Raw genomic sequence first — 22,950 nt, forward strand, 5'->3', positions numbered from 1 at the left:
GCACCGGTCTTCTTCTCAAAGGCCGACAACACCTTCTCGAAGTTCTGCTGCTCCACCCCGGTCCACTTCGCCGCGACCTCGATGGTCACGCCCTTCAGCTCCTGACCCCCAGCACCGGAGCTGGGCGAGTCGGAGGACTTGTCGTCACTGCCACCACACGCGGCGGTGGCGACGAGCAGACCCGCGGTCACCGCGGTCGCCCAGAAACTTCTTGCTTGCATCTGCGTACCTTTCTGCATTTTTCCGGCCCCCGAGTCGGCCATGTAGGCATTCAGGGCATGCCAGAAAGAACTCCTGGCGATGCTTTCCGTGTCCCCCTGAAAAAGGCCAGGGGGCACCTCGGTGAATACCGTTGTTCGAAGAAAATCAGCGGTTGGTGATGACGCTCCCGAGATCTCCGGCCATCTGTGCGATGGCTGCGTCGGGAGTTTGACGGAAGGCGAGCGCCCCGCTCGCGGCATTGGAGATCGCGAGGCTCACCTGGTTGTAGTTCGGACTCACCGGCCGTGGCTTGGCGGCGAGAATGCTCTGTTTGAGCACCGGAAGGTAAGGAAAGCGTTTGATCAGCGCGGGGTCGTCATAGAGCCGCGCCCACACGGGCGGGAACGACCCCTGGGTGAGGACGGCCCGCTCGTTGTCGAGACCCGTGAAGTACTTGATGAATGCGATCGCGGTTTTCTGGTGCCGCGAGTAGGCGCTGACGGCGAGATTGGCACCGCCGAGCACGCTGGAGCCCGGACCGTCCTGGCCGGGCAGGAGGGTGACGCCGAACTTCTTCCTGACCTTGCTGCCCGGGCGGGACACGAGCCCGTACACGTAGGGCCAGTTGCGCAGGAACAGCAGCCGCCCGTCCTGGAACTCCTTGCGGGACTCCTCTTCCTTGAACTTGAGGGACCGCTTGGTGATCCAGCCCTCGCGCAGGCCCTGGACGAGGAAGTTCAGGCCCTGCCGCGCCTGCGGGGAGTTCACCGCGACCTTGGTGCCGTCGTCGGTGAGGATCGCCCCGCCGGCGGACTGCACGGCCTCGGCGAAGTTGACGGTCAGCCCCTCGTAGGGGAAGAACTGGCCGGCGTAGCCCTCGAGCCCGTACTTGGGCCCGAGGGTCATGGCGAGCTGGCGGAGCTGGGCCCAGGTCTTGGGCGGCTTTTTGCCAGCTTTATCCAGAATGTCTTTTCGGTAGTACAGCAGGCCGGCGTTGCTCGTGTAGGGGACGCCGTACAGTTTCCCGCCGTACACCGCGGTGTCCACGACCGGCTTGAGGAACTGGTCGAGGGGGAACTGCCGCCGGTCGAGCGGGATGATCCATCCCGCGTCGGCGAACTCCGCCGTCGACACGATGTCGAGGTTGAGCACGTCATAGCGGTCACTCTTCGCCTGAAGGTTCGTGACCATCTGGGCGTGCTGGTCGTCGGCGGCGTCGGGGAGCGTGAGCAGGGTGACTTTCTCGGACTGATGCACCGAGTTCCATTTGTCGACCAATGGCCGCATGTAACCCGTAAAATCCGGGCCGGTGACGAGCGTGATCGGGCCACTCGTCGCCGCCGTCGAGCCATCGCTCGCCGCGGGGGACGGACTCGACATGCCGCAGCCCGCGACGAGCACCATCGCAAGGAGACCGCCTGCCAACGACCGCACCATCGTCAACCTCTCTGTGACCCCTCAGTGGGGTACATGCATGTTATGCACACCCGTAATCCAGGTGTCAACGACAAGTTTCAAGTTCGTTACCTATGTCCAGGCATCACCTTCACCCCTAACATGCCTGACATGCAGGAATCGTGAGGAGGTGGCCGCAGGTGCGATCGGTGTTGTTGGCCCTGCTGGCCAAGGAGTCCGCTCACGGATATGAGCTCAAGCAGGCTTTGGAGCAGACATTCGGCCCCGCCTACCCTTCACCCAACATCGGGCAGATCTATGTCACCTTGGGACGGCTGGAGAAAGACGGCCTGGTCAGGGGCGAAGATGTCACCCAGAGCAACCGCCCGAACAAGCGCGTCTATGAGCTCACGCCGGCCGGCCGCGAGGCCGTCGCCGAATGGCTCGACGCACGCAGTGAGGGACCCCGCCTTCGCAGTGAGTTCTTCACCAAACTCGCCCTCGTCCCGCTGACCGGAGCCGCCGACCGTATGACCCTCATCAACCGGCAGCGCCGCCACTGCCTCAATCTCATGCGCGGCCTGTCCCAACCCGGCCAGCCAGCGCAAGGCGGCAATCCCATCGCGAGCCTGCTCGTCGAAGGTGCCCGCCTGCACCTCCAGGCGGACCTCGAATGGCTCGAGCGCTGCCAGGAGGCGCTGACGTGAGCCCCGCCGAGAAGCCGGCCCCGGACGCCGCGATGATCCGTACCAAGGACCTGGTCAAGGTCCACCATTCCGACGGCACCGACGTGCACGCGATCCGCGGCATCGACCTCCTCGTGCACCCCGGGGAGTTCGTCGCCGTGATGGGTCCCTCGGGCTCGGGCAAGTCGACCGTGCTGCACCTGCTCGCCGGCCTGGTCCCCGCGACCAGCGGGGAGATCTGGCTGCGCGGCAGCCGCCTGAGCGACCTCACCGAGGCCGAACGCGCGGTGCTGCGCCGCCGCCACATCGGCGTGGTGTTCCAGTTCTTCAACCTGATCTCGAACATGTCCGTCGCCGACAACGTCGAGCTGCCCGCGCTGCTCGCCGGCGCCAACCCGAAACAGGCGCGTGAGCGCCGGGAGTACCTCCTGGAGGAGCTCGGCCTCAGCGACCGCGCCGACGCCTCGCCCGCGCGCCTGTCCGGCGGCCAGCAGCAGCGAGTCGCCCTGGCTCGGGCCCTGGCCAACGAGCCCAGCCTGCTGCTCGCCGACGAGCCCACCGGCAACCTCGACAGCACCAACACGCGCGACGTCGTACGGCTGCTCGAACAGGTGCACGACCAGGGGCAGACGATCCTGCTCGTCACGCATGACGCTCGAGTGGCGAGTGCCGCCGACCGGGTGATATCCCTGTTCGACGGCATGATCGTCGACGACGCCGACGTACGGCCGCCGTCGGACAACAAAAACGCCATCGGCTCGATCCTGGATCTGTAGACAGTGCACGCCACCATCCGCTGGATACGCGCCGACCTGCGCACCCGTCCCGGCCAGGCCGTCCTGTCCGTGAGCGTCGTGGCCGGCGTCGTCACGGCGCTGATCCTCGCGACCACGATGCTCGCGGGCGCGATGGACCCGTGGAAGAGCGTGTTCGCGCGCTCCCACGGCGCGCACGTGTGGATCCATGCGCGTCCCGGCACCAACCTGTCCTCGCTGTCGGACATGAGCGGCGTCACCGGTGTCTCCGGGCCGTTCCAGACCGCGGTCGCGACGGCGGTGCACGAAGGGCAGCGGGCACCGCTCGAACTGCGGGCGATGGGCAGCGAACTGCCGGAGGTCGGCCGGCCGGTGCTCGCCAAGGGCCGCTGGCTCGACCCGGCCCGGCCCGACGGCGTCGTCCTGGAGCGCACGCTCGCCCGGACCCTGCGCGCCGGGGTCGGTGACAGCCTCAGCGTCCGGGGACTCGACGGGCGGCGCTACGACCTGCCGGTGGCCGGCATCGCCGACGCCTCCGACCAGGGCCCTTATCCCTCGGTGACGCCCGGCATCGCCTGGGTGCTGCCGGGGGTGATGAACAGCATCGAGCCGAAGACCGCCAGCACCGAACTCCTCGTCGGGCTGAAGCTGTCCGACCCGAGCGCGAGCTCCTTCTTCGTCCAGCACGTGGTCACCGTTCTCGGCGGCGACCACGTGGACCGGGTCTCGACGTGGCAGCAGGCGCGCGCGTCGATGGAGACGGACAGCCGCCTGCTCGGCCTGCTGATGGGCATGTTCGGCGTCGTCGCGCTGATCGCCGCCGCGCTGGCCATCGGCAACGCGACGGGCGGGCGCATCCTGTCCCTGCTCCAGGACATCGCCCTGCTCAAGGCCCTGGGGTTCACCCCGGCGCAGATCCGGCGGATGCTGCTGCTGGAGCAGACCTGCCTGGGCATCGCCGGAGTGGTGGCCGGCAGTGTGCTCGGCTCGGTGCTGACCGACTCCTCGTTGTCCCAGCGGCTGTTCGGCTCCGTCACCGGCGTGGCCGCGGCACCCCTGTCGTTCGGCCGGCTGGCCCTGATCGCGATCGCCACACTGCTGGCCGTGGTGGTGGCCACCCTGCTGCCCGCCTGGCGGGGCAGCCGGGTCTCCCCCACCAGCACGGTCACCGCGGAGCCGCCGAGCGGCCGGCTGTCCCGGTTCGCCCGCGTCGCCCTGCTCGTACGCCTCCCGCCGGCGCTGGTCCTCGGTGCCCGCGACGCGTTCACCCGCCGGATGCGGGCCGCCATCACGGTCGGCGGCCTGGCCATCCCGATGGTCATGGTGACGATCGCGCTCGGCTGCTGGTCGACGCTCGACAACTTCGAGGACCATCCGGAGCAGATCGGCCTGGCCGGCGCGCTCGTCGCCCATCCCGTCGGCCTGATCCCGTACGAGGCCAGCGCGGTCATCGCCGCAGACAAGGACGTGACCGCGGTCTACCCCGAGGTGCAGATGGACGCGCTGCTGCCCGGGCAGACCCGGACCATCCAGGCGCGGGCCCTCGGCACGTCCAAGCGGCCGTACCCGTTCCCCGTGCAGGAAGGCCGGATGTACGCCAAGCCGGGCGAGGCGGTCGCGGGCCAGGGTCTGCTCGACCTCCTGCAGGTCCACGTCGGCGACCGCGTACGCCTGACCATCGGCGGCGCTCCCGTGATCGTGCACATCGTCGGCCGCACGATCGAGCCCTCGCTGAGCGGCGAGGTGCTGTCCTTCGGCATGGACACGCTGGACCAGGCGGTGCGTACGACCCCGTCGCCGTCGTACCGGATCGTCCTGCGGCACGGCGCCTCAGTGGAGACCGCGCGCAAGCGCCTGCTGAGCGAGTCGCAGGACCGCCTCGACATCCAGGCCGCCCAGAACCCGGCCCAGCGCCTCTTCGTCGTCCGGGTCGTGATCTTCGGGCTCGTCATCGTGCTCGCGCTGATCTGCGTGGCGAACCTGCTGACCGCGGCCTCGGTGGGGCTGCGCGACCACATGCGCGACATCGTCGTGCTGCGCGCCATGGGCCTGACGCCGCGGCAGGTGACCACGACGCTGGTGTCGGGCACGAGCGTGCTGGCCCTGATCGCGGTGATCGCCGGGATCGGCGGCGGCCTCGCGATGTCCACCCGCCTCATCGACCTGCAGGGCCGTACGAGCGGGGTGGGCGCCGGCATCGGACGGGCGCCGAGCGTGCTCGAGCTGGTCGTGGCCGCCGTCGTCGCGCTGGCACTCGCCGCGCTCATGGCCTTCATGCTGGCGCGCAAGGCGACGAACATCGACGTACGCGAGGTGTCGCGCTTCTGAGCCGACCTTCCACCGGTGGCCGCACCCCGAGACTACGGGCCATAGTACTACGTGATGTAGTACTACGATGGATAGCATGGGGGATGTGAAGGGTCTGGGAGAGCTTGAACGTACGGTCATGGAGGTCCTGTGGCACCGCGAGAACGGTGCCACCGCGCGTGAGGTGAGCCGTGCGCTCGCCGACGATCGCGACCTTGCGCACACCACGGTGATGACGGTGCTCGACCGGCTCGCCAAAAAAGGTTTCCTCGTACGGGAGCGCGAAGGGCGCGCTTGGCGCTACCGTCCGATCGCGACCAAAGAGGCATACGTGGCCGAGCTCATGCTGGGCGCGCTCAACATGACCGGTGACCGCGACGCCGCCTTGGCGCATTTCGCACGCTCGGTGTCCGGTGACGAGGCGGAGCTGCTCCGCCGCGTCCTCGATGAGGTGGAAGGGACATAACCGGGATGACCGGCACGGCCCTGCTCGCCCTGGTCGCGACCGGGAGCGCCCTGGGGGCGCACCTGCTGACCCGCGCCCGGTGGACCTGGCGCACCCCCCGCACCGCGATCGCACTGTGGCAGGCCCTCGGCCTCGCCTGGGGTCTCGCCTCCATCGGCACCCTTCTCGGCTTCGGCGTCGCACCGTACGGTGACGGCATCGTCGCCGGTGTCGGCCGTTCCCTCAGCGATCCCCGGCCGCTGTCCTCGATCCATCTGGCCGCCCTCGCGGCCGGCCTGCTGCTCGCTCTCATGCTTCTCGGCGTGCTGATGGTCGCCATCGCCGGCGTCGTCCGCGCCCGCCGGCGCCACCGGGCCCTGCTCGCCCTGGTCGCGCACGGCGACCCCGAGGTGCCCGGCACCCTCGTCGTCGACCATCCGGTCGCCGCCGCCTACTGCGTTCCCGGCGTCCGCTCCCAGGTCGTGGTCAGCGCCGGCACGCTGCAGCTGCTCGGCCCGTACGAACTGGCCGCGGTGCTCGCGCACGAGCGGGCGCACGCCCGTGAGCGGCACGACCTGGTGCTGCTGCCCTTCACGTCGCTGCGCCGGATGCTCCCGCAGTCGCGCACGGTGGCCCGCACGCTCGACGCGGTCGAGCTCCTCATCGAGATGGCGGCCGACGACCGCGCCCGGCGGCACCGCCCGGCCAAGGAGCTGGCGACGGCGCTGCTGCGCTTCGCGTCGGCCGGCGCCAACCCGGCGCCCCTGGGCACGCTCGGCATCATCGGCGCCGACGAGACCAACCCGATCCTCGTCCGCGTCCGGCGGCTGCTCACCCCGGCCCCGCTGCCCCGCCCGGTGCGCGGCGCGATGCTCGCCGGCGCCACTCTGGTCGCCACCCTTCCCTTGATCCTCTACGCCATCCCGGCCTGAGCCGCCGCACCCCGCGGCGGCTCGCGTGATCACTGATTACAACGAGAATTCATCAGGAGTTGGACCTCGCACCGTACGGTCTCTCGCGGCAAAGCACGGCGTTTCGGTCACGTCGACCGCGCCGCGAAGAACCGGAAAGGTGCGTTCGAATACGGCTGGTAGAGCACCGAAAGCATTTCCGCCGACCGGCGTGCCAGCCTTCGTGACGCCTCCACGGAACCTTTGAGGGCCGGCGCACCGGTTCAAGGTCGGGGCGGGGAGCCTCCCGGCCACACGCTCAGCGCAGGCAAGGGTCGGTGATGCCGCCGGGGGAGGCGAGGCCGGTGATATCCCAGCCCGCGTGGCCCGCGCCGGCCTGGTAGGCGCTCTCGTAGAAGGAGAGCACCGCCGCGCGCGGATCGGGTTCGGCGCGCGCGTCGTCGTAGCGGAGGACGGCCAGGTGGCCACCGCGCTGCTCGATCCACCGCGCGGACGCGGGCAGCAGCGGCTCGGCCTCCATCCCCTCGGGCTCCGGCGCGGTGTAGCAGTAGAACGCCGGCTCGGGAAAGCCCTCGTCACCGAACCAGAACCCGGAGCTCACCACCTCCCGGGAGTAGGCCTCACGCGTCACCGGATCGGCCTCGGCCGGCTGGTCCACGACTCGGTCGGAGAACCTGGTGCAGGCGATGTCGAAGGTGTGCCAGAAGTGGTGGACCGGGCTGATCTTGCCGGAGAAGCGGGCGGCGAACTCCTCCAGCAGCAGGTTCACCTGGCTGAGCACCTGCCAGTAGCGCGTGACCATGACCGGGTCGTAACTCGCGTGCTCGGTGTCCTCGGCGAACGGCCGGACGGAGTCGGGCAGATCGAACGGGTGTGGGTGAGCCAGGTCAACGTGGACGCCCACGCTGTCCAGCGCCCGCATCGTCTCCCTGTAGAAGGAGGCGACCGACCGGCCGGGCAGCGCGAAGGACACCGCCCGTCCCTCGACGGTGCTGACGCGCAGCCGGTGGCCGACGAGGTCGAAGTCGATGGTGAAGATCGGGTTGCCGTCCACCTGGCCCATCGGACGCGTGGTCAGGCCCTGCCCGGTGAGGTGGAACGGCACGCTCCACCAGTGGTTGCGCCGGACGCCGGAAGCGAGGCGGATCTTGCCGACCACCTGGGCGTACCGATGGAGGGTCTCTTTGGTGTCGTGCCAGCCGGCCAGTGGCATGGCGGGAAAGGTCTCCATGGGGCGGTCCTTCCCCGCCGCGGGTCAGCGCACCGGTTCGAGCTCGCGCTCGGCCGGCCGAGGGCTGGGCGGGGACGGGCGGCGGCGGCCGGGGAACCACCAGTTGGCGTGGCCGAGCAGGCTCATCAGGGCCGGGACGAGCACGAGGCGCACCACGGTCGCGTCCACGGCGACGGCCGAGGCCAGGCCGATGCCCATCATCTTCACCATAGAGTCCGGCTGGCCGAGGAAGCTCAGGAAGACGAAGATCATGATGAGCGCGGCCGACGTGATGAGCCGGGCGGTCGAGCCGATGCCCTTCACGACGCTCTCGTGCGGGTCGCCGGTGCGCAGGTACTCCTCGCGCACCCGGGACAGCAGGAACACCTCGTAGTCCATCGACAGCCCGAAGATCAGCGCGAACATGAACAGCGGCACGAACGACACGATCGGCATCGGCTGGTCGAGGCCGATCAGGCGGATGCCCCAGCCCCACTGGAAGACCGCGGTGACCACGCCGTACGAGGCGCCGATCGACAGCATGTTCATCAGCGCGGCCTTGAGCGGCACCAGCACCGAGCGGAACGCGATGACCAGCAGGATCAGCGCGACGCCGACCACGACGACGACCACGTACGGCATGCGCTGCTTGACGATCGTGGCCATGTCGATGATCGCGGGCGACTCGCCGCCGACGTACGCGCGTGCGCCCGGGTGGGCCTTCACGATCGGCGGGATCACGTTCTCGCGCAGGTTCCGTACGAGGTCGGCGGTTGCGGCGGTCTCCGGCCGCGACGCCGGCACGACGGTGATGATGACGCTGTCACCGGCGACGACCATGTTGTCCACCGCGGCGACGTCGTGGACACCGCGGAACCGCCGTTGCAGCTCCTCGCCGAGCCGCCGCGCCTGTGGGTTGGGCGCCGGCCGGTCGTCGGGGCTGACGTTCAGCCGCCCGCCCGGCTCGCGGCGCAGCGCCGACCAGCCCTTCGCCGTCTTGGTCGACTCGTCCGCCTGCGGCGGATGCTCCGGCGAGGGCACGGACGCGACCACGGCGAACGGGCTGTACCAGCCGGGCCCGAAGTTCTCGGCGGTCACGTCGTACGCCCGGCGCGCGGTGTTGGAGTGCGGCAGGGTGCTGTCGGCCATGATGCCGAAGCGCAGGCTGAGCACCGGGGTCGCGAGGAAGAGCAGGAAGGCGGTCGCGGCGATCGCGTACGGCCAGGCGTTGCGGTCCACGTGCCGGCCCCAGCGCTCCCAGCGGTGGGTGGACTTGTCCGGCCGCACCCGCGGCAGTTTGTACCGGTCGATGCCCGTGCCGAGCGCGCCGAGCACCGCGGGCAGGAGGGTCAGCGCGCCGGTCACCATGAGGAGCACGCCGATGGCGCTGGCCAGGCCGATGATGCCGATGAAGGTGATGCCGGAGAACCACAGCCCGCAGATCGCGAACACCACCGTGCCGCCCGCGAAGACGACGGCGTGCCCGGACGTCGCCAGCGCCCGCCCGATCGAGGCCTCCACGTCCATGCCGTCGGCGAGCTGCCGCCGATGTCGCGTCACCACGAACAGCGAGTAGTCGATGCCCGCGCCGAGGCCGAGCATGGCGGCCACCATCGGCGCGGTCGGATGCACCTGGACGAGCGACGCGCCGAAGTGGATCAGTGAGTACGCCACGGCGAGGGCCGCGAGGGACACCACGATCGGCACACCGGCGGCGAGGAACGACCCGAAGGCCAGCAGCAGCACGCCGAGCGCCAGGACGACGCCTACGCCCTCCTTGGGCCCGGCCTTGGGCTGGTTGAGGATCATGGAGGCGATGCCGCCGTAGTCGACGTCGACGCCGGCCAGCCGGGCCGGTTCGGTGGCCTCCTCCAGGGCGTTCATGTCCTCGGGCCGCAGGTCGCGTGCGGTGCCCTTGAGGTGGGCGACCGCGACGACGGCGTTCGGGCCCTTGGCGCCGCCCGTGCCGCCGTAGGGGTTCTCGACGGTGGCCACGCGCGGCAGCTCGCCGACCTGCTTGATGGCCTGGCCGACCTGCACCGCGACGCGCCAGTCGTTCAGCGAGACGCCGCGCTGCGGGTGGAAGACGATCGTCGTCGTGGGGCCGGTGACGTCGGGGAAGTTCTTGCGGAGCAGGTCGATCGACGCCTGGGTCTCGGTGCCGGGCAGCCGGTCCTGCTGCACGAACGTGCCACCGCCGGCCACCCCGAGGACGACGGTCGCGAGCACGACGGCGGCCCAGACCCCGAACACCCACCGCCGGTTCCGGGCACAGAACCGCCCCAGCCGATCCAGTATCCGTGCCATGGTGCAAGGACAGCACGCCACGGAAAAACGTGCAACGGCTGCAACTTCGCATCGAGTGTATATATTGGTGAAATGGATCACATGGGGCTGAGGGAGCGGAAGAAGCTCCGCACGCGCCGGGCCATCGCCTCCGCCGCCCTGCGGCTGTTCGACGAGCGCGGCTTCGAGGAGACGACGATCTCCGACATCGCCGCCGCCGCGGACGTGTCGCCCCGGACCTTCTTCAGCTACTTCCCGTCAAAGGACGACGTGGTGTTCGCCGAGATGGACGAACGCCTGGCCGACATCCGCGCCCGCCTCGCGGAGCGCCCGAGCGACGAGACCCCGCTGGCGACGTTCCGGCGCGTGGCCGACGCGCTGGTCGAGGCCATCTCGGCCGAGGACGAGGACGGCGCGATCCAGGTCGCCCTCATCCGCGACCGCCCGTCCCTGCAGGCGCAGGCGCTGAAACGCTTCGCGGACGCGGAGGAGGGGTTCGTCGAGGTGCTGCGCGGCATCGCCCCGGACCTGGACGCGGTCACCGCGGCGACGGTCATGGGGGTCGCCTTCGGCGGCCTGCGCGCCGCGATCACCTACTGCCGGGCCGAGCGCTACGACGCCGACCGCACCCGCGAGGCGACCGCCCACGCCCTGGCCATCGTCGAAAAGGTCCTGGAGTCGGTCCCCGCCCTGACCTGCCCGGCCACCGACGCCCACTGACCGCCCGACCGCCGACATCCACCGGCAAACGTGAAACTTACTCATGAGTCAGTTGACCCATTACCAACGCGTTGCGGATAAGTAAAGAGTCCGGGTCAACCAGTCATACCCGCCATCCCGGACGAAAGGAGCCCCCGATGACCAGGTCCCTCGCCAGGCGTGTCGCGGCCACCTCCACCGTCATGGCACTCGGCGGACTCGGCGCGCTCGCTCTCCAGGCGCCCGCCCACGCCTCCGACTTCTCGGCCGCCTACACCTGCAGCATCCCGCTGTCGGGGTCGCAGACGGTCACCATCACCGGCACGCTGACCGCATCCCCCAACCCGTCGACCGTGGGCACCTCCACCCACTTCGCGCTGCACATCTCCAACCTGAGCCTGTCCTCGCCGGTCGCGATCAACTCCTGGAGCGCGACGGCCGCCCTCGACGTGACCGGGGCGCAGACCGCCTCGTTCTCGGTGACCGGCAGCGGCGGCTCGGTGCCCGCCAACCAGCCCATCACCGGCGACCTGAGCGGCGACTGGACGCCGACGGCGGCCGGTACGGACCAGGTCCAGGGCGGCAACGTCACGGTCAAGGCGTCGGTATCGCTGCTCGGCACCCTGACCATCCCGTGCACCCCGAACAGCCCACGCCCGGTCGCCGAAACCCTGACCGTCAACTGACCCCGGCCGGCCGGCCCGCGACGACGGGTCGCGGAGCCGGCCGGCACGCACTCGCCGATTCGCGGACCACCGCGAGCCATTTCGGCGGCCCAGGGCGCGTCTCAAAGCCCCGCTGACTTTGAGACGCGCCCCAGGCGTCTCCCGTCCCTTTTTGTCGAATGCGCAGGTCGAGCAGGTGCGAACAGCACCGAACAGGGCCGAACACAGTATTCATTGCGCCTTGGAAGGTCACCTGACTACACCTGTGACCAACCGATCGCGTCCCACGAAAGGGACCCGAAAAGGAGACGCCGTGAACGTCGATCGAAAAGTACTCCTGCCCGTGGGGACCGCCGCTCTCGCCCTCGCCGCGGCCGGATTCGCCGGAGCGGGGCTCGCCGGGGACGGCGGCGAGCACGCGGCCGTGCGCGCCGGCGCCGCTCCGGCGGCGGCCACCTCCGCCGTCGGCCCGCACAAGTGCGGCAAGACGCCGTCCAAGAACCTCCACCTCTCGCGCACCACGATCCTCAAGCGGGGCAAGAGCTGGGTCACGGCCAAGGTCCCGTACTCCCAGACCGGCACGCCGTACTGCAACTCCTACGGCCGCTACCGCAGGGACTGCTCCGGGTTCGTCTCGATGGCCTGGGGCCTGCACACGTCGTACTGGACCGGCAGCCTGCTCGGCGTCTCCAAGAAGGTGAGCAACGTCAAGAAGGTCGCCAAAGGTGACGCGCTCACCCACTACCCGAAGAGCAGCGCCCGCGGCCACGTCGCCCTCGTCGTCTCGAAGGGCGAGAAGGGCGTGTACGTCTACGCCGAGCCGCACACCGGCAGCTACGCCCAGAAGCAGTACTGGTCGTGGAAGTACATCAAGTCGAACCACTACTACGGCATTCGCTACAAGAATGTGAAGTAGCAGGTCGGGTGGGGGCCGTGCGGAAAGCGGGGGCGGCCCCCATCACCGCCGTTCGAGGTCGGATTGGGGAAAATGACGGTCGCCGGAATACGACGCGATAGATTTCGTTTCGTGCCTTTAGACAACCATGCTCCGGACCCGCGCGAGGCGACGTCACCCGCGGAGTTCGTCGAACAGTTGAGACGGCTCAAGGCATGGTCGGACCGGACCTACCGCCGCCTCGAGAAAGAGGCGGCCCGCCGCGGGTACGCCCTGCCGCACAGCACGATCGCCACGGCCCTGGCCCGCCGGTCGCTCCCCCGCACCGAACTCGTCACGGCTCTGGTGAGCGCCTGCGGCTGCGACGAGGAGACGGTGGCCCTCTGGGTGGACGCACGCCGCCGGCTGAGCGCGAGTGAGGTGTCCGCGCCGTCCCCGGCCGATCCCGCGCCCGGCGCGGAGGCGGCGGCCCCGTCCGCGGACACCGGCTCTTCCGGCACGGAACCGACGCGCCGGCCCGGCGAGGAGACGACGACTCCACCCGGCGGGGACACGGCGGCTGCGCCCGGCACGGAAACGGCCCGCCCACCCGGCGGCGAGACCGCGGCTCCACCCGGTACGAAAGCGACGCGCACGCCCGGCGGGGAGACGGCGGCTCCGTCCGGTGCGGTGGCGGCTGCCGCGCGTGGGAGCGGCCGGGTGCGGCGGCTCGGCCGGCCGGCGCGCCTCGCGGCCGTGCTGCTGGCGGGGTTGCTGGTCGCGGGGGCCTCGCCCCATCCGCCGGACGTACGCCGGCCGGTCTCCCGCCCCTCACGTCCCGACGGCACGTCCGCGCGGTTGTCGGCGAACAGCAGCCGCCTTCTTCCCCTCCCCGCCGCGTGGTGGCGCTTCGAGGAGACGGGCGGCCCGGCCGCGTGGGACTCCTCAGGCCATGGCAGGAACGCGACGATCGGCGGCGACGCGGTCCGTGCCGCGATGCCCGGCGGCGGGCACGCGCTGGTCCTGGCGGGGAACGGCCACGCCGTGACCCATGGGCCGGTGGTCCGGACCGATGAGGCCTTCACCATCACGGCGTGGGCACGCCTCGACGGGACCGGCGACTGGGGCACGGTGGTCAGCGACCACGGCACCGGCCGCGACGCCGACGTCGTACTGCTCGACTACGACGCCGATCACCGCGAATGGGCGTTCCTCATGCCCGACCGCCGCAAGGGCTGGGCGATGGGCGACGAGACGGTCTTCAGCGGTCTGCGGCCCGTACCCGGCCGATGGACCCACCTGGCCGCGGTCCACGATCCCGCCGGCCGGCGCGTCTGCCTCTACGTCGACGGCCGGCTGGAGGCCTGCCGTACGCGGGCCTCGCTCACGCGGGCGGCCGGTCCGCTCGACATCGGGCGCGCACTGGCGGACGGCGAGCCGGTCGACGGCTGGCACGGCGCCATCGACGACGTACGCGTCTTCGCCGGCGCCCTCACCGGCGCGCAGATCCACGAGGTCGCGTCGGACCGCGCATGACCGCGGCCCCGCCCTCCGCGTCGCCGGCGAAGACGGACGAACGCCTTGCCGGCATCCGCGCCCGCGTCACGGACCGGCCGAGAACGCCCGGAACCCATGCCCTGCCGGGCGACGGGCAAGGGTTCCGGGCGGTCGCTCAGGCCGGCCGGGCGTAGAAGAGGACCTTCTCGTAGTTCCATCCGTCGGCGACGTCGGCGTTCTTCTCCGTGTCGCCGACCGCGACCGTGTGCAGGCCGCTCTTCTGCAGCCGGTACACCGCGACCAGCCCGGTGCCCGTGGCGCCGGCCGCGTAGAACTTCACACCCTCGTCGGTGTAGCCGTGGTCGGCGACGGCCGAGTCGCGTTCGGACGTCGTGGTCGTGTAGAGCCGGTCGTGCGTCGTGGCGTTCTGCAACCGGTACACCGGGACCATGCCGTCCGCCTGCGTGCCGGAGGCGTAGAAGGCGGTGCCGTCGGAGACGTAGCCGTACTTCTGCACCGCGTTCGTGGCCTCGGTGCCACTCGCGGTCAGCAGGGTGTCGCCGTTCTGCGGGTGGTGCAGCCGGGTGACGGGCGCGTCCAGGACCGGCGTGGGCGTGCCGGGAGTCGAACGGCCGGGCCAGGCGAGCGCGCCGAGTGCCACCGGGGTCCCGGCCGACACGCCGATCGCGGTGGCGACGTCGGCGGGCAGGGCCGCGCCCGCGGTCTCCGCCGGGCTGCCGGGCACCACCCGGTAGTCGCCGCCGGCGGCGTCGGTGAAGTACGACGCCGAGCCCTCCTGGTAGAGGCCGTGCGCGTCGCGGCCGGTGGCCTGGAACGCCGGCAGGCTCGTATAGGACGTGCCGGCGGTCGCCGACTGCCAGTTGACCAGCGTCCCCGGGGCCGTGGCGCTCGCGCGGTAGTAACCGTTGTGGTCCATCTGCGCGGCCGGGATCATCTGGGCGGCACCGACGCCGGTGGTCTTGTTGGCGACGGTGTCGAACAGCGCCGCGCTCTCCCCTGTCGCCCCGGCGAAGATGTTGTTGACCAGTGTCACGTCGGCGGTGTCGTACGTGACGCCGAGCGCCTGGTCTTCCGCCGTCGGGCAGCGGTTCAGGTCGTTGTTGCACGGCTCGGTCGGCCGCGGGTCCTCGGCCACCTCGATCGCCTGGGCGTTGCCGGCGAAGGTGTTGTTGTACGTCCGGACGTGCGCCGAGCCGCTGATCTTCAGTCCGTAGCCGCCGTTGCCGGTGCTGAGGTTGGAGGCGATCAGGCCGTGGGCCGACACCTCGTAGTACAGGCCGTGCTTGCTGTTGCCGCGTGCGACGTTCCGCAGCACCTGGACGTTGTTGCAGGCCAGGTCGCACCAGAAGCCGGTGCCGGTGTTGCCGTCGAAGACGTTGTCGCGGACCACCGAGTCGCGCAGCCGGGTGGCCTTCATGCCCGCCCCGGTGATCGCGCTGGAGCCCATCCCGAGCCGCTCGGTGTTGTTGCCGTACACCTGGTTGTCCTCGACGGTCAGGCCGGTGGCCTTGTGCGTGAGGATGGCGTCGTAGCCGTTGCGCAGCAGCAGGTTGCCGCTGACCCGCATGCCCGACTGCAGGCTGAGGCTCAGCCCGCCCGCCGCGTTCAGCGCGATCGTGTCCTTCTCGAACACGGCGCCCTGGGCCTGCGAGATCAGCGCGGCGGCGCCGGTCGTCTCGTCCGGCGCGGAGGCGTAGTGGATGAAGCCGAGCCCGCGTACGACCGTCCCGGCCGCGCCGGCGGAGAGCTGGAGGGCGAGCTTCTTGTCCGCGACCTCCACGGTGTGGCCGGTGGGCGCGGTGCCGATGTACAGCTTGGAGCCCACGCTGTCGTAGTAGAACTTGCCCGCGCCGACCGCCGACTTGGCGGTGACCTCGGTCAGCGGCGTGCCGTCCACGAAGACCATCTCCGGGTCGGCGCCGATCGGGTTCGCCGAGGACAGGCCGTCGGGGTTCACGCAGTTGTGCAGGTCGGCGGCGGGCGGCGTACCCGACTCGGGCTGGCAGATCGGCGGATCCCAGCCGTCCAGCCGCCAGGTCGCGCCGTCGGCGGTGAACCGGCTCGAAGCGACCACCGAGGCGCCGTTGAACCAGACCTGCTCGCCCGGGTACGGCTGCAGGGTCAGCTTCTTGCCGATGCTGCCCAGCGATTCACGGTAGGTGCCCTGACGGATGACGATCGTGCCGCCGGCCGAGGCCGCGGTGACCGCCTTGTGCACCGTCTTCAGCGGATGGGCCTGGTCGCCGGCGGCCGAATCGTCGCCGGACGGGCTCACGAAGAGCGCGCCGGACGGAATCGGATAGTCGGTCGGAACGATCGCCAACGGCGGATCGGCCGCCCCCGCCGTACCGCCGAGCACGCCCAGGCCCGCGACCGCCAGGGCCAGGGCGGCCACCAGCCTGCCTGCTTTCGGGCGCATCCGCGCCTTCCTCTCCCGGGCCGGCTCGACCCGAAACCTCAGCATGATCACCGAGCCGGGACGTTAACAGGATGAATGTTGTTCATCGCGCCGTATAACCGAAGAACGGCCGGACGGTAACCGGCCGTAAAAAGGGGATGTACGAAAAGGCGTGGCAATTACGGCCGTTTTTCCAGAACCGGCCGTCGCCCGGCCGTTCGGACGTCGCCGTCATCCCCGGGTGGCACCGCGACTGCCAGGTATCGCGCGGCCTTCCTCGGCCCGGGCGCCGTGCTCAGGATCGACGCATGAACAGTGTCACCGGTCCTTCCGGAACCGTCTCGAACGTCGTCGCCGGACGGTTCCGTGCGGATGCGGAGCGCCTCGGCTTCGGACGGCGGTTCGTCAGTGCGGTCTCGTTCGGCTCGGTGCTGAACCCGGTCAACTCCTCGATCATCGCGATCGCTCTGGTGGCGATCGGCCGCGATTTCTCCGTGGGGGCGGGCGCGACGGCGTGGCTGGTCTCCGTGCTCTACCTGGCCACCGCGATCGGTCAGCCGACGATGGGCCGGCTGGCGGACCGCCTCGGTCCCCGGCGCGTGTACCTGGCCGGGTCGGTGCTCGTGGCCGCCGGCGGCGTGATCGGCTGGGCCGCCGTGAGCCTGGGCATGCTGGTGGTCGCACGCGTGATCATCGGACTGGGCACCTCGGCGGCGTATCCCGCGGCGATGGCCCTGGTACGCCGCCAGTCCGTCCGGCTGCGCCGGCCGGCGCCCGGACGGGTGCTGGGCGTGCTGGCGATCATGGGTCAGGTCAGCATGGCGGTGGGCCCGGTGCTCGGCGGTGGGCTGATGGCGTTGGGCGGGTGGCGGCTGACGTTCCTGGTGAACGTCCCGCTGGGGCTGGTCAGCGCGGTGCTGGCCCTGTCGTGGCTGCCCGTGGACGATCCGGTGGACCGCCGCGAGCCGCTGGGCGTGGTCCTCGACGCGCCCGGCCTGGCGCTGTTCGCCGGCGCGTTGACCGCCCTGATGGTCTTCATGATGGGGCTCGCCCACCCGCGTTGGTGGCTGCTGGTCCTGACGGCCGTCCTGTTCGCCGCGCTGGCGGTGTGGGAGCTGCGGGCGCGTGCCCCGTTCATCGACGTGCGGATGCTGGCTCGCAACCACGCCCTGACCGCGACCTACCTGCGCTACGGAGTGACGATGCTGATCACCTACTGCTTCGTCTACGGGTGGGCGATCTGGCTGGAGCAGAGCGCGGGCCACTCCGCGACCGTCGCAGGTGCGCTGATGATGCCGTCGTTCGCGACCGCCACCCTCGTCTCCCTGTTCGCCGCCCGCCGCCAGGCCGTGTGGGGGCTTCTGGTGGCCGGCGCCGCCGTGCTGACCACCGGCAGCCTGCTGTTGCTGGTCGTGGGCGCCGCCGCGCCGCTGTGGGCGCTGGCCGGGATCGGTGTCGTGTTCGGGGTGCAGAACGGGCTCAACATCACCGCCGGCCAGGCCGCGATGTACGCCCAGGCCCCGGCCGACCAGACGGGTGTCGCCGCCGGGCTGATGCGCAGCTTCATGTACGTCGGCGCGATCGCCTCGGCCAGTCTCATCAACCTCACCTTCGGTGGCGAGGCCACCGATCGGGGCCTGCACACCCTGGCCACCGTGCTCGTCATCGGCTCGGCGGCACTGCTGGCCGCCACACTGCTCGACCGCACCCTGCGCACCGGAAGGTGAGGACACCCCACGGCGTACAGCGCGCCGTCAGGTGCCGGGGTTCTCGGCCGCCGGGGCGGGTCCGGCGGCGGGCGGCGCGCCGCCGGCCGAGCGGGCCAGTTCGAGCAGGGCGCGGTGGTCGGCGGTTCCCGGCGCGGCCTGGTAGACGGTCATCCGCAGGCCGCCGTCGCCGAGGTAGAGCGTCTCCGACTCCAGGGTGATGTCGCCGACCGCGGGGTGCCGGAACAGGCGGCGGTCACTGCCACGGGTCGCGATGTCGTGGAGCTCCCACAGGTCGGCGAACTCCCTGCTGTGCTCGCGGAGCTCCTCGATGAGGGCGGCCAGTTCGAGAGCGCCGGGGTCCTCGCCGAGGAGCCGGTGTATCCGGGCGACGGTCACTCGCGCGAGCCATTCCCAGTCCGGGAACAACTCCCGGGTGATCGGGTCACGGAACAGATATCTGACCGTGTTGCGTTTCTCGGCCGGCCATTCGCCCAGGCCGACGTGCAGAGCCAGGCCTTCGGGATTGGCGGCGAGAACATCGCTGTACCGCGACAGGACGTAGGCGGGGCACGGGCGAAGGTTCTCCAGCAGCATCAGGATTCCCGGCCTGAGGGTGTGGTCCGGCCGGATCGGCGGTGGGTCCGCCCGCGCCGCGTGGCGCGCCAGCGCGTACAGATGCTCGTGCTCTTCCTCATTCAGCAGCAGGGCTCGGGCGACGGCGTCGAGGACACCGTTGCCCGGGTTGGTCTCGCGGCCCTGCTCGAGCCGGTTGAGGTAGTCGACGCTGACGCCGGTCAGTGTGGCCAGTTCCTCACGGCGCAGGCCGGGGGTGCGCCGGCGGCCCGCGCCCGGCGGCAGCCCGACCTGTTCCGGGCGGATCCGCGCCCGCCGGGCCCGCAGGAACGCGCCGAGGCGGTTGTCGTTCTCTGCCACCGCACAAGTGTGGCAAATCCGCCAGGGTGGCAGCGACGCTGCCAGGTATGGCACGGCCTTACTCGGCCGACCCGCAGCCCCCACCCTGAAGACGAAGCAGAGAACACGTTCGCAGGGAGAACACGATGACCTTCGATGCGCACAGCACCGCCGACGACGTGCTGCGGGGCCACGATCTGACCGGCACGGAGGCGATCGTCACCGGTGGCGCCTCCGGGCTGGGCGCCGAGACCGCCCGGGCTCTGGCCACGGCCGGTGCCCGCGTCGTCCTGGCCACGCGCGATCGCACCCGCGGCGAGGACGCCGCCGCCCGTATGCGCGAGGCGACCGGCAACCCGGACATCGAATTCCGCGCACTGCGGCTGGACTCGCTGGCGTCGGTGGCCACCTTCACCACCGAATACCTGGCCACCGGCAGACCACTGCACCTGCTCGTCAACAACGCCGGCGTCATGGGCGCGCCGTTCACGCGCACCGCCGACGGGTTCGAGTCCCAGTTCGGCGTCAACCACCTCGGTCACTTCGCCCTCACGACCGGGCTGCTGCCCGCGCTGCGTGCCGCGGGAACCGCCCGCGTGGTGTCGCTGTCCTCGCGGGCACACCGCCGCAGCGACATCGACTTCGACGACCCCAACTACGAGCGCCGCCCCTACGACGCCTGGCAGGCGTACGGGCAGTCCAAGACCGCCAACGGCCTGTTCGCCGTCGGTCTGACCGCACGGTACGGCGACGACGGGATCACCGCCAACGCCGTCATGCCCGGCACGATCATGACCGACCTGATGCGGCACATCTCCCCCGCCGACCTGAAGGCCCGGGGCTGGGCCGACGAACACGGCCGGCCGCGCACCGACATGCCCGGGTGGAAGACCGTCCCGCAGGGCGCGGCCACCTCCGTGTGGGCGGCCGTCGCGCCCGAACTCCACCGGCGCGGCGGCCTCTACCTCGACAACTGCGCGATCGCCCGGCCCTGGACCGTCGACGACGACCCGCCCCACGGCCACTACCTGCCGTACCTGCTCGACCCCGGCCGCGCCGAACGCCTGTGGAACCTCTCGGAGAAGCTCACCGCGTAGAACCGGCGGCGGCCGGGGTCAGTCCTCGATGCGGATGCGGACGCGGCGGAAGCCACGGCCCTTGTTCTCCACCTTGGCGACGCGCAGCCGGCCGATCTGGCGGGTGGAGGCCACGTGGGTGCCGCCGTCGGCCTGGGTGTCCAGGCCCACGATGTCGACGATGCGCACCTCCTCCACCTCCGGCGGGACGAGGTTCGTCGCGGTGCGGATGATGTCGGGGATCTGGAACGCCTCCGCGCGGGGCAGCGTACGGACGTCGATGCGCCGGTCTGCGGTGATCTCGGCGTTGCAGGCGTCCTCGACCGCCTCCTTGAAGCCGGGCGGCACCTCGGGCAGGTTGAAGTCCATGCGCGCCACCCCGGGCTCCATGTTGCCGCCCGTGACGAGGCAGCCGTAGTCGCGGAACACGACACCGCAGAGAACATGCAGACCTGAATGTGTGCGCATGAGGCTGGTGCGGCGTTCGTCCTCGATCGCGCCGCGTACCGGGATTCCCGCAGGTGGCAGCGGGTCTCCCTCGGCGGGAATCAGATAGAGCTCGTCGCCCTTGCGCACGCCGGCGATGCGCGTCTGGACTCCCTGCCACAGGAGAACTCCAAGATCGGCCGGTTGCCCGCCTCCGCCTGGATAAAATGCGGAACGGTCGAGGACGATTCCGTCAGGACCGGACGAGATTACTTTCGCATCCCATTCGCGGAGTGTCTGGTCGGTCAGTTCAAGCCGGTGCGTCGTCGCCATAACAGGACCATAGGACGCCCGCTTGCCGGGCGCGGGTACAGGGGGCGGGATGAGACGACGCGTGTTGAACAGCGTCGCCGCCGTCACCGCTCTCCTCGCGACGGCGGGGTGCGGCGGTGCGGCGGGCAGGGCACGGGCCGACAGCGCCCCGACCAAGGCCGCGCCGCGGCGCGCGCCGGTCGTGATGTTCCTCGGTGACAGCTACACGACCGGACGCCTCGGGCAGGTGCCCGAGCTGACCTACGCCGCCGACACCGCGCGCACGCTCGGCTGGCAGGTGATCCTCGGCGGCTACCGCGGCACCGGGTTCGTGGCCGAGGGCAGCGTGCACAAGAACTTCGCCGACCTGTTCACCGAGCAGCTCGCCTGGCGACCGGCACCCGACCTGGTCATCGTCTCGGGCGGCCACAACGACCGCAACCACCCGCCGGCGACGGTGGCCGGCGCGGCCCGGCAGCTGCTGACGACGATCCGGCAGACCTGGCCCGACACGCGCATGCTGCTCATGGGCCCGATGTGGGGCAGCGGCGACCCGACGCGCTCGGTGGAGCTCATCCGTGACGAGCTGGCCAATGTCGCGAGCGAGCAGAACGTGCCGTTCGTCGACCCGCTGCGCGAGCGCTGGATCACCGGCGACCGCGTGCAGGGCACCGGCAACGCGCCGCTGTACATCCTGAGCGACGGGGTCCACCCGAGCACGGCCGGCGCCCGCTACATCGCCGGGCGCTTCGTGGCCGACCTCCGCGCGCTCAAGCTCGCCAGGCCGTAGGGCCGGTACCAAGGCCTCGAGACGGGGCCCGGTGATCCGCGACGGCGCGGCTCACCAGGGCCCGTACGGCCCGGAGGAGGAGGACCCGCCCCGGCCGTACTGCCGGACCGCGGGGCGCACGTCGGCGAGGTAGACCGCCGCCGCGATGAAGCCGATGATCGGCAGCATCTGGATGATCGACACCAGCTGCACCGCGCCGGCCAGGCCGAACAGCAGCGCGATCCCCAGAATGATCAACCAGAGCTGCTTGGTGAGCTTGCCCGCGGCCGCGTACGCGCCGGCCGGACGGCGTACGGCGTCGATGAACGCCCACACCTCGATGACGAACGCGACGATCGCCACGGCCCAGAACAGGTAGGCCACGACACCCTGGGCTCCTCCGAGCACGGCTGAACTCCCTGTGGTGGACGGCGCCGGAACGCCGCGACATTGCTTGACAGGCCCCAGCGTATGCGTTTTCCCCGGCGGCACACCCGACTCGGACGAGGAATACGTGCGACGGCCCGGACGGGACACCCCGTCCGGGCCGTCGTCGGTGACGTCTACGGCGCGGTCAGTTGCCGACCTTCTTGGAGGCGTCACTGGCGGCCCTGGTGGCCGTACGCGCCGTCTGCCGAGCGGAGCCGGCGGCCGAACGGGCCTTGCGGACCGTGGACTTGGCCTGCGCCTCGAGCTCCTGGGTCGCCTTCTGGCGGTCGACCCGGCTGACGATGCGCTTTCCGCGCTCGGCCAGACCGTCGTACACCTCGGCCGCGCGGGCGCCCACCTGGGTCACGTACGCGACGGCGGCGCCGGGCAGGTCCTTGGGGTCGGTCTTCTCCTGGATCCGGTTGATGCGGTCCGGCATCTCACGCAGCTTCTCGACCGCGTAGTCGCCGGCGCCGGCGGCGGCGTAGAAGGCCTTGCTGTCACGCAGCCTCTCGGTGATGGTCATGTGTTCGTTCCTTCCGTCGGTGGGGTCGTGCCGGTGGCGGCTTCGGCGTCCGGTGCCGCGGTGCTCCCCGTTTCGTTGCGGAACGACTCGTAGATGTCGAGCAGGACCTGTTTCTGCCTCTCCGACAGGCCCACGTCCGCACGGATGGCGGCCTGGACATCCGTGTCCGACTCGCGGTCATCGAGGATCCCCGCCTGGACGTACAAGGCCTCGGCGGAGATGCGCAGACCCTTCGCGATCTGCTGCAGGATCTCCGCGCTCGGCTTTCGCAGCCCCCGCTCGATCTGGCTCAGGTAAGGGTTGGACACACCCGTGGCATCGGCCAGCTGCCGCAGCGAGACCTTGGCCCGCTGGCGCTGCTCCCGGATGTACTCCCCGATGGAGCCGACTTTGGAAGTCGCCATGCCTCTACTCTGCGTCGCCGCGCTTGCTATTGCAAGC

At 70.6% G+C, this 22,950-nt stretch carries 21 protein-coding genes and 1 pseudogene; 12 read left to right on the plus strand and 10 right to left on the minus strand.

Annotated features, from left to right (window positions below; translation table 11 throughout):
• Together ABEA10_RS29945 and ABEA10_RS29950 are read right to left on the minus strand one after the other, a co-directional pair.
• A pseudogene (locus tag ABEA10_RS29945) lies at window positions 1-221 on the minus strand (carbohydrate ABC transporter substrate-binding protein); the annotation flags it as partial.
• Window positions 222-366: 145 nt separating this feature from the next.
• Window positions 367-1,638 carry an ABC transporter substrate-binding protein gene (locus ABEA10_RS29950; RefSeq protein ID WP_345469583.1) on the minus strand — a complete coding sequence of 424 codons (1,272 nt, stop codon included), beginning with the start codon at window positions 1,636-1,638 and terminating at the stop codon, window positions 367-369.
• Between the two features lie 158 nt (window positions 1,639-1,796).
• On the opposite strand from ABEA10_RS29950, the gene ABEA10_RS29955 reads away from it, so the two are divergent.
• The 5 genes from ABEA10_RS29955 to ABEA10_RS29975 all read left to right on the plus strand — a co-directional run bounded on the left by ABEA10_RS29955 (window position 1,797) and on the right by ABEA10_RS29975 (window position 6,721).
• The gene (locus tag ABEA10_RS29955) at window positions 1,797-2,303 is read left to right on the plus strand and encodes a PadR family transcriptional regulator (RefSeq protein WP_329243864.1); all 507 of its coding nucleotides are present in this window, start codon (window positions 1,797-1,799) and stop codon (window positions 2,301-2,303) included.
• The gene (locus ABEA10_RS29960; protein ID WP_345469588.1) at window positions 2,300-3,058 is read left to right on the plus strand and encodes an ABC transporter ATP-binding protein; all 759 of its coding nucleotides are present in this window, start codon (window positions 2,300-2,302) and stop codon (window positions 3,056-3,058) included. Before ABEA10_RS29955 ends, ABEA10_RS29960 begins: the two co-directional genes overlap by 4 nt.
• A 3-nt stretch (window positions 3,059-3,061) precedes the next feature.
• Window positions 3,062-5,365, plus strand: coding sequence for an ABC transporter permease (locus ABEA10_RS29965; RefSeq protein WP_345469590.1), 2,304 nt, complete (start codon window positions 3,062-3,064; stop codon window positions 5,363-5,365).
• Window positions 5,366-5,450: 85 nt separating this feature from the next.
• On the plus strand, window positions 5,451-5,810 hold the full coding sequence (locus tag ABEA10_RS29970) for a BlaI/MecI/CopY family transcriptional regulator (RefSeq protein WP_345469989.1): 360 nt from the start codon (window positions 5,451-5,453) through the stop codon (window positions 5,808-5,810).
• Window positions 5,811-5,815: 5 nt separating this feature from the next.
• Entirely contained in the window at window positions 5,816-6,721 is a 906-nt protein-coding gene (locus ABEA10_RS29975) for a M56 family metallopeptidase (RefSeq protein ID WP_345469592.1), read from the plus strand.
• Between the two features lie 277 nt (window positions 6,722-6,998).
• On the opposite strand, the gene ABEA10_RS29980 is transcribed toward ABEA10_RS29975, so the two are convergent.
• Complete coding sequence (locus tag ABEA10_RS29980) at window positions 6,999-7,931, minus strand: DUF5996 family protein (protein ID WP_345469594.1); 933 nt, start codon at window positions 7,929-7,931, stop codon at window positions 6,999-7,001.
• 24 nt (window positions 7,932-7,955) lie between these two features.
• On the minus strand, window positions 7,956-10,217 hold the full coding sequence (locus ABEA10_RS29985) for an MMPL family transporter (protein ID WP_345469596.1): 2,262 nt from the start codon (window positions 10,215-10,217) through the stop codon (window positions 7,956-7,958).
• 72 nt (window positions 10,218-10,289) lie between these two features.
• Here ABEA10_RS29985 and ABEA10_RS29990 point away from each other — a divergent pair, with 72 nt between their 5' ends.
• The 4 genes from ABEA10_RS29990 (at window position 10,290) to ABEA10_RS30005 (ending at window position 13,970) form a co-directional block, all read left to right on the plus strand.
• Window positions 10,290-10,916 carry a TetR family transcriptional regulator gene (locus tag ABEA10_RS29990; RefSeq protein ID WP_345469598.1) on the plus strand — a complete coding sequence of 209 codons (627 nt, stop codon included), beginning with the start codon at window positions 10,290-10,292 and terminating at the stop codon, window positions 10,914-10,916.
• 137 nt (window positions 10,917-11,053) lie between these two features.
• The gene (locus ABEA10_RS29995; protein WP_329243907.1) at window positions 11,054-11,581 is read left to right on the plus strand and encodes a hypothetical protein; all 528 of its coding nucleotides are present in this window, start codon (window positions 11,054-11,056) and stop codon (window positions 11,579-11,581) included.
• A gap of 292 nt (window positions 11,582-11,873) precedes the next feature.
• Window positions 11,874-12,476 (plus strand): hypothetical protein, encoded by a 603-nt coding sequence (locus ABEA10_RS30000; protein WP_345469601.1) that lies wholly within the window; start codon window positions 11,874-11,876, stop codon window positions 12,474-12,476.
• A 111-nt stretch (window positions 12,477-12,587) separates the two neighbouring features.
• Window positions 12,588-13,970: a LamG domain-containing protein gene (locus ABEA10_RS30005; RefSeq protein WP_345469603.1), complete on the plus strand. Its 1,383-nt coding sequence runs from the start codon at window positions 12,588-12,590 to the stop codon at window positions 13,968-13,970.
• Between the two features lie 136 nt (window positions 13,971-14,106).
• Here the strand turns inward: ABEA10_RS30005 and ABEA10_RS30010 are convergent, their stop codons facing one another.
• Complete coding sequence (locus ABEA10_RS30010; RefSeq protein ID WP_345469605.1) at window positions 14,107-16,371, minus strand: right-handed parallel beta-helix repeat-containing protein; 2,265 nt, start codon at window positions 16,369-16,371, stop codon at window positions 14,107-14,109.
• Window positions 16,372-16,658: 287 nt separating this feature from the next.
• Here ABEA10_RS30010 and ABEA10_RS30015 point away from each other — a divergent pair, with 287 nt between their 5' ends.
• Window positions 16,659-18,077: an MFS transporter gene (locus ABEA10_RS30015; protein ID WP_345469606.1), complete on the plus strand. Its 1,419-nt coding sequence runs from the start codon at window positions 16,659-16,661 to the stop codon at window positions 18,075-18,077.
• 27 nt (window positions 18,078-18,104) lie between these two features.
• On the opposite strand, the gene ABEA10_RS30020 is transcribed toward ABEA10_RS30015, so the two are convergent.
• Complete coding sequence (locus ABEA10_RS30020; RefSeq protein ID WP_345469608.1) at window positions 18,105-18,992, minus strand: helix-turn-helix transcriptional regulator; 888 nt, start codon at window positions 18,990-18,992, stop codon at window positions 18,105-18,107.
• Window positions 18,993-19,117: 125 nt separating this feature from the next.
• Between ABEA10_RS30020 and ABEA10_RS30025 the strand changes: the two genes are divergently transcribed.
• Window positions 19,118-20,068 (plus strand): SDR family NAD(P)-dependent oxidoreductase, encoded by a 951-nt coding sequence (locus ABEA10_RS30025; RefSeq protein WP_345469610.1) that lies wholly within the window; start codon window positions 19,118-19,120, stop codon window positions 20,066-20,068.
• Between the two features lie 18 nt (window positions 20,069-20,086).
• On the opposite strand, the gene ABEA10_RS30030 is transcribed toward ABEA10_RS30025, so the two are convergent.
• Complete coding sequence (locus ABEA10_RS30030) at window positions 20,087-20,806, minus strand: alanyl-tRNA editing protein (RefSeq protein ID WP_345469612.1); 720 nt, start codon at window positions 20,804-20,806, stop codon at window positions 20,087-20,089.
• A 49-nt stretch (window positions 20,807-20,855) separates the two neighbouring features.
• Between ABEA10_RS30030 and ABEA10_RS30035 the strand changes: the two genes are divergently transcribed.
• A complete protein-coding gene (locus tag ABEA10_RS30035) occupies window positions 20,856-21,575 on the plus strand; it encodes an SGNH/GDSL hydrolase family protein (RefSeq protein ID WP_345469613.1) in 720 nt (239 codons plus the stop codon).
• Between the two features lie 51 nt (window positions 21,576-21,626).
• Here ABEA10_RS30035 and ABEA10_RS30040 read toward each other — a convergent pair whose 3' ends face one another.
• The 3 genes from ABEA10_RS30040 to ABEA10_RS30050 all read right to left on the minus strand — a co-directional run bounded on the left by ABEA10_RS30040 (window position 21,627) and on the right by ABEA10_RS30050 (window position 22,913).
• Entirely contained in the window at window positions 21,627-21,962 is a 336-nt protein-coding gene (locus tag ABEA10_RS30040; RefSeq protein WP_329243932.1) for a DUF2516 family protein, read from the minus strand.
• A 166-nt stretch (window positions 21,963-22,128) separates the two neighbouring features.
• A complete protein-coding gene (locus tag ABEA10_RS30045; protein WP_345469614.1) occupies window positions 22,129-22,509 on the minus strand; it encodes a hypothetical protein in 381 nt (126 codons plus the stop codon).
• The gene (locus tag ABEA10_RS30050; RefSeq protein ID WP_345469615.1) at window positions 22,506-22,913 is read right to left on the minus strand and encodes a helix-turn-helix domain-containing protein; all 408 of its coding nucleotides are present in this window, start codon (window positions 22,911-22,913) and stop codon (window positions 22,506-22,508) included. Before ABEA10_RS30050 ends, ABEA10_RS30045 begins: the two co-directional genes overlap by 4 nt.
• Between the last annotated feature and the right edge of the window lie 37 nt (window positions 22,914-22,950).

This window comes from Actinoallomurus oryzae, assembly GCF_039541955.1.
Classification (GTDB): Bacteria; Actinomycetota; Actinomycetes; order Streptosporangiales; family Streptosporangiaceae; genus Actinoallomurus; species Actinoallomurus oryzae.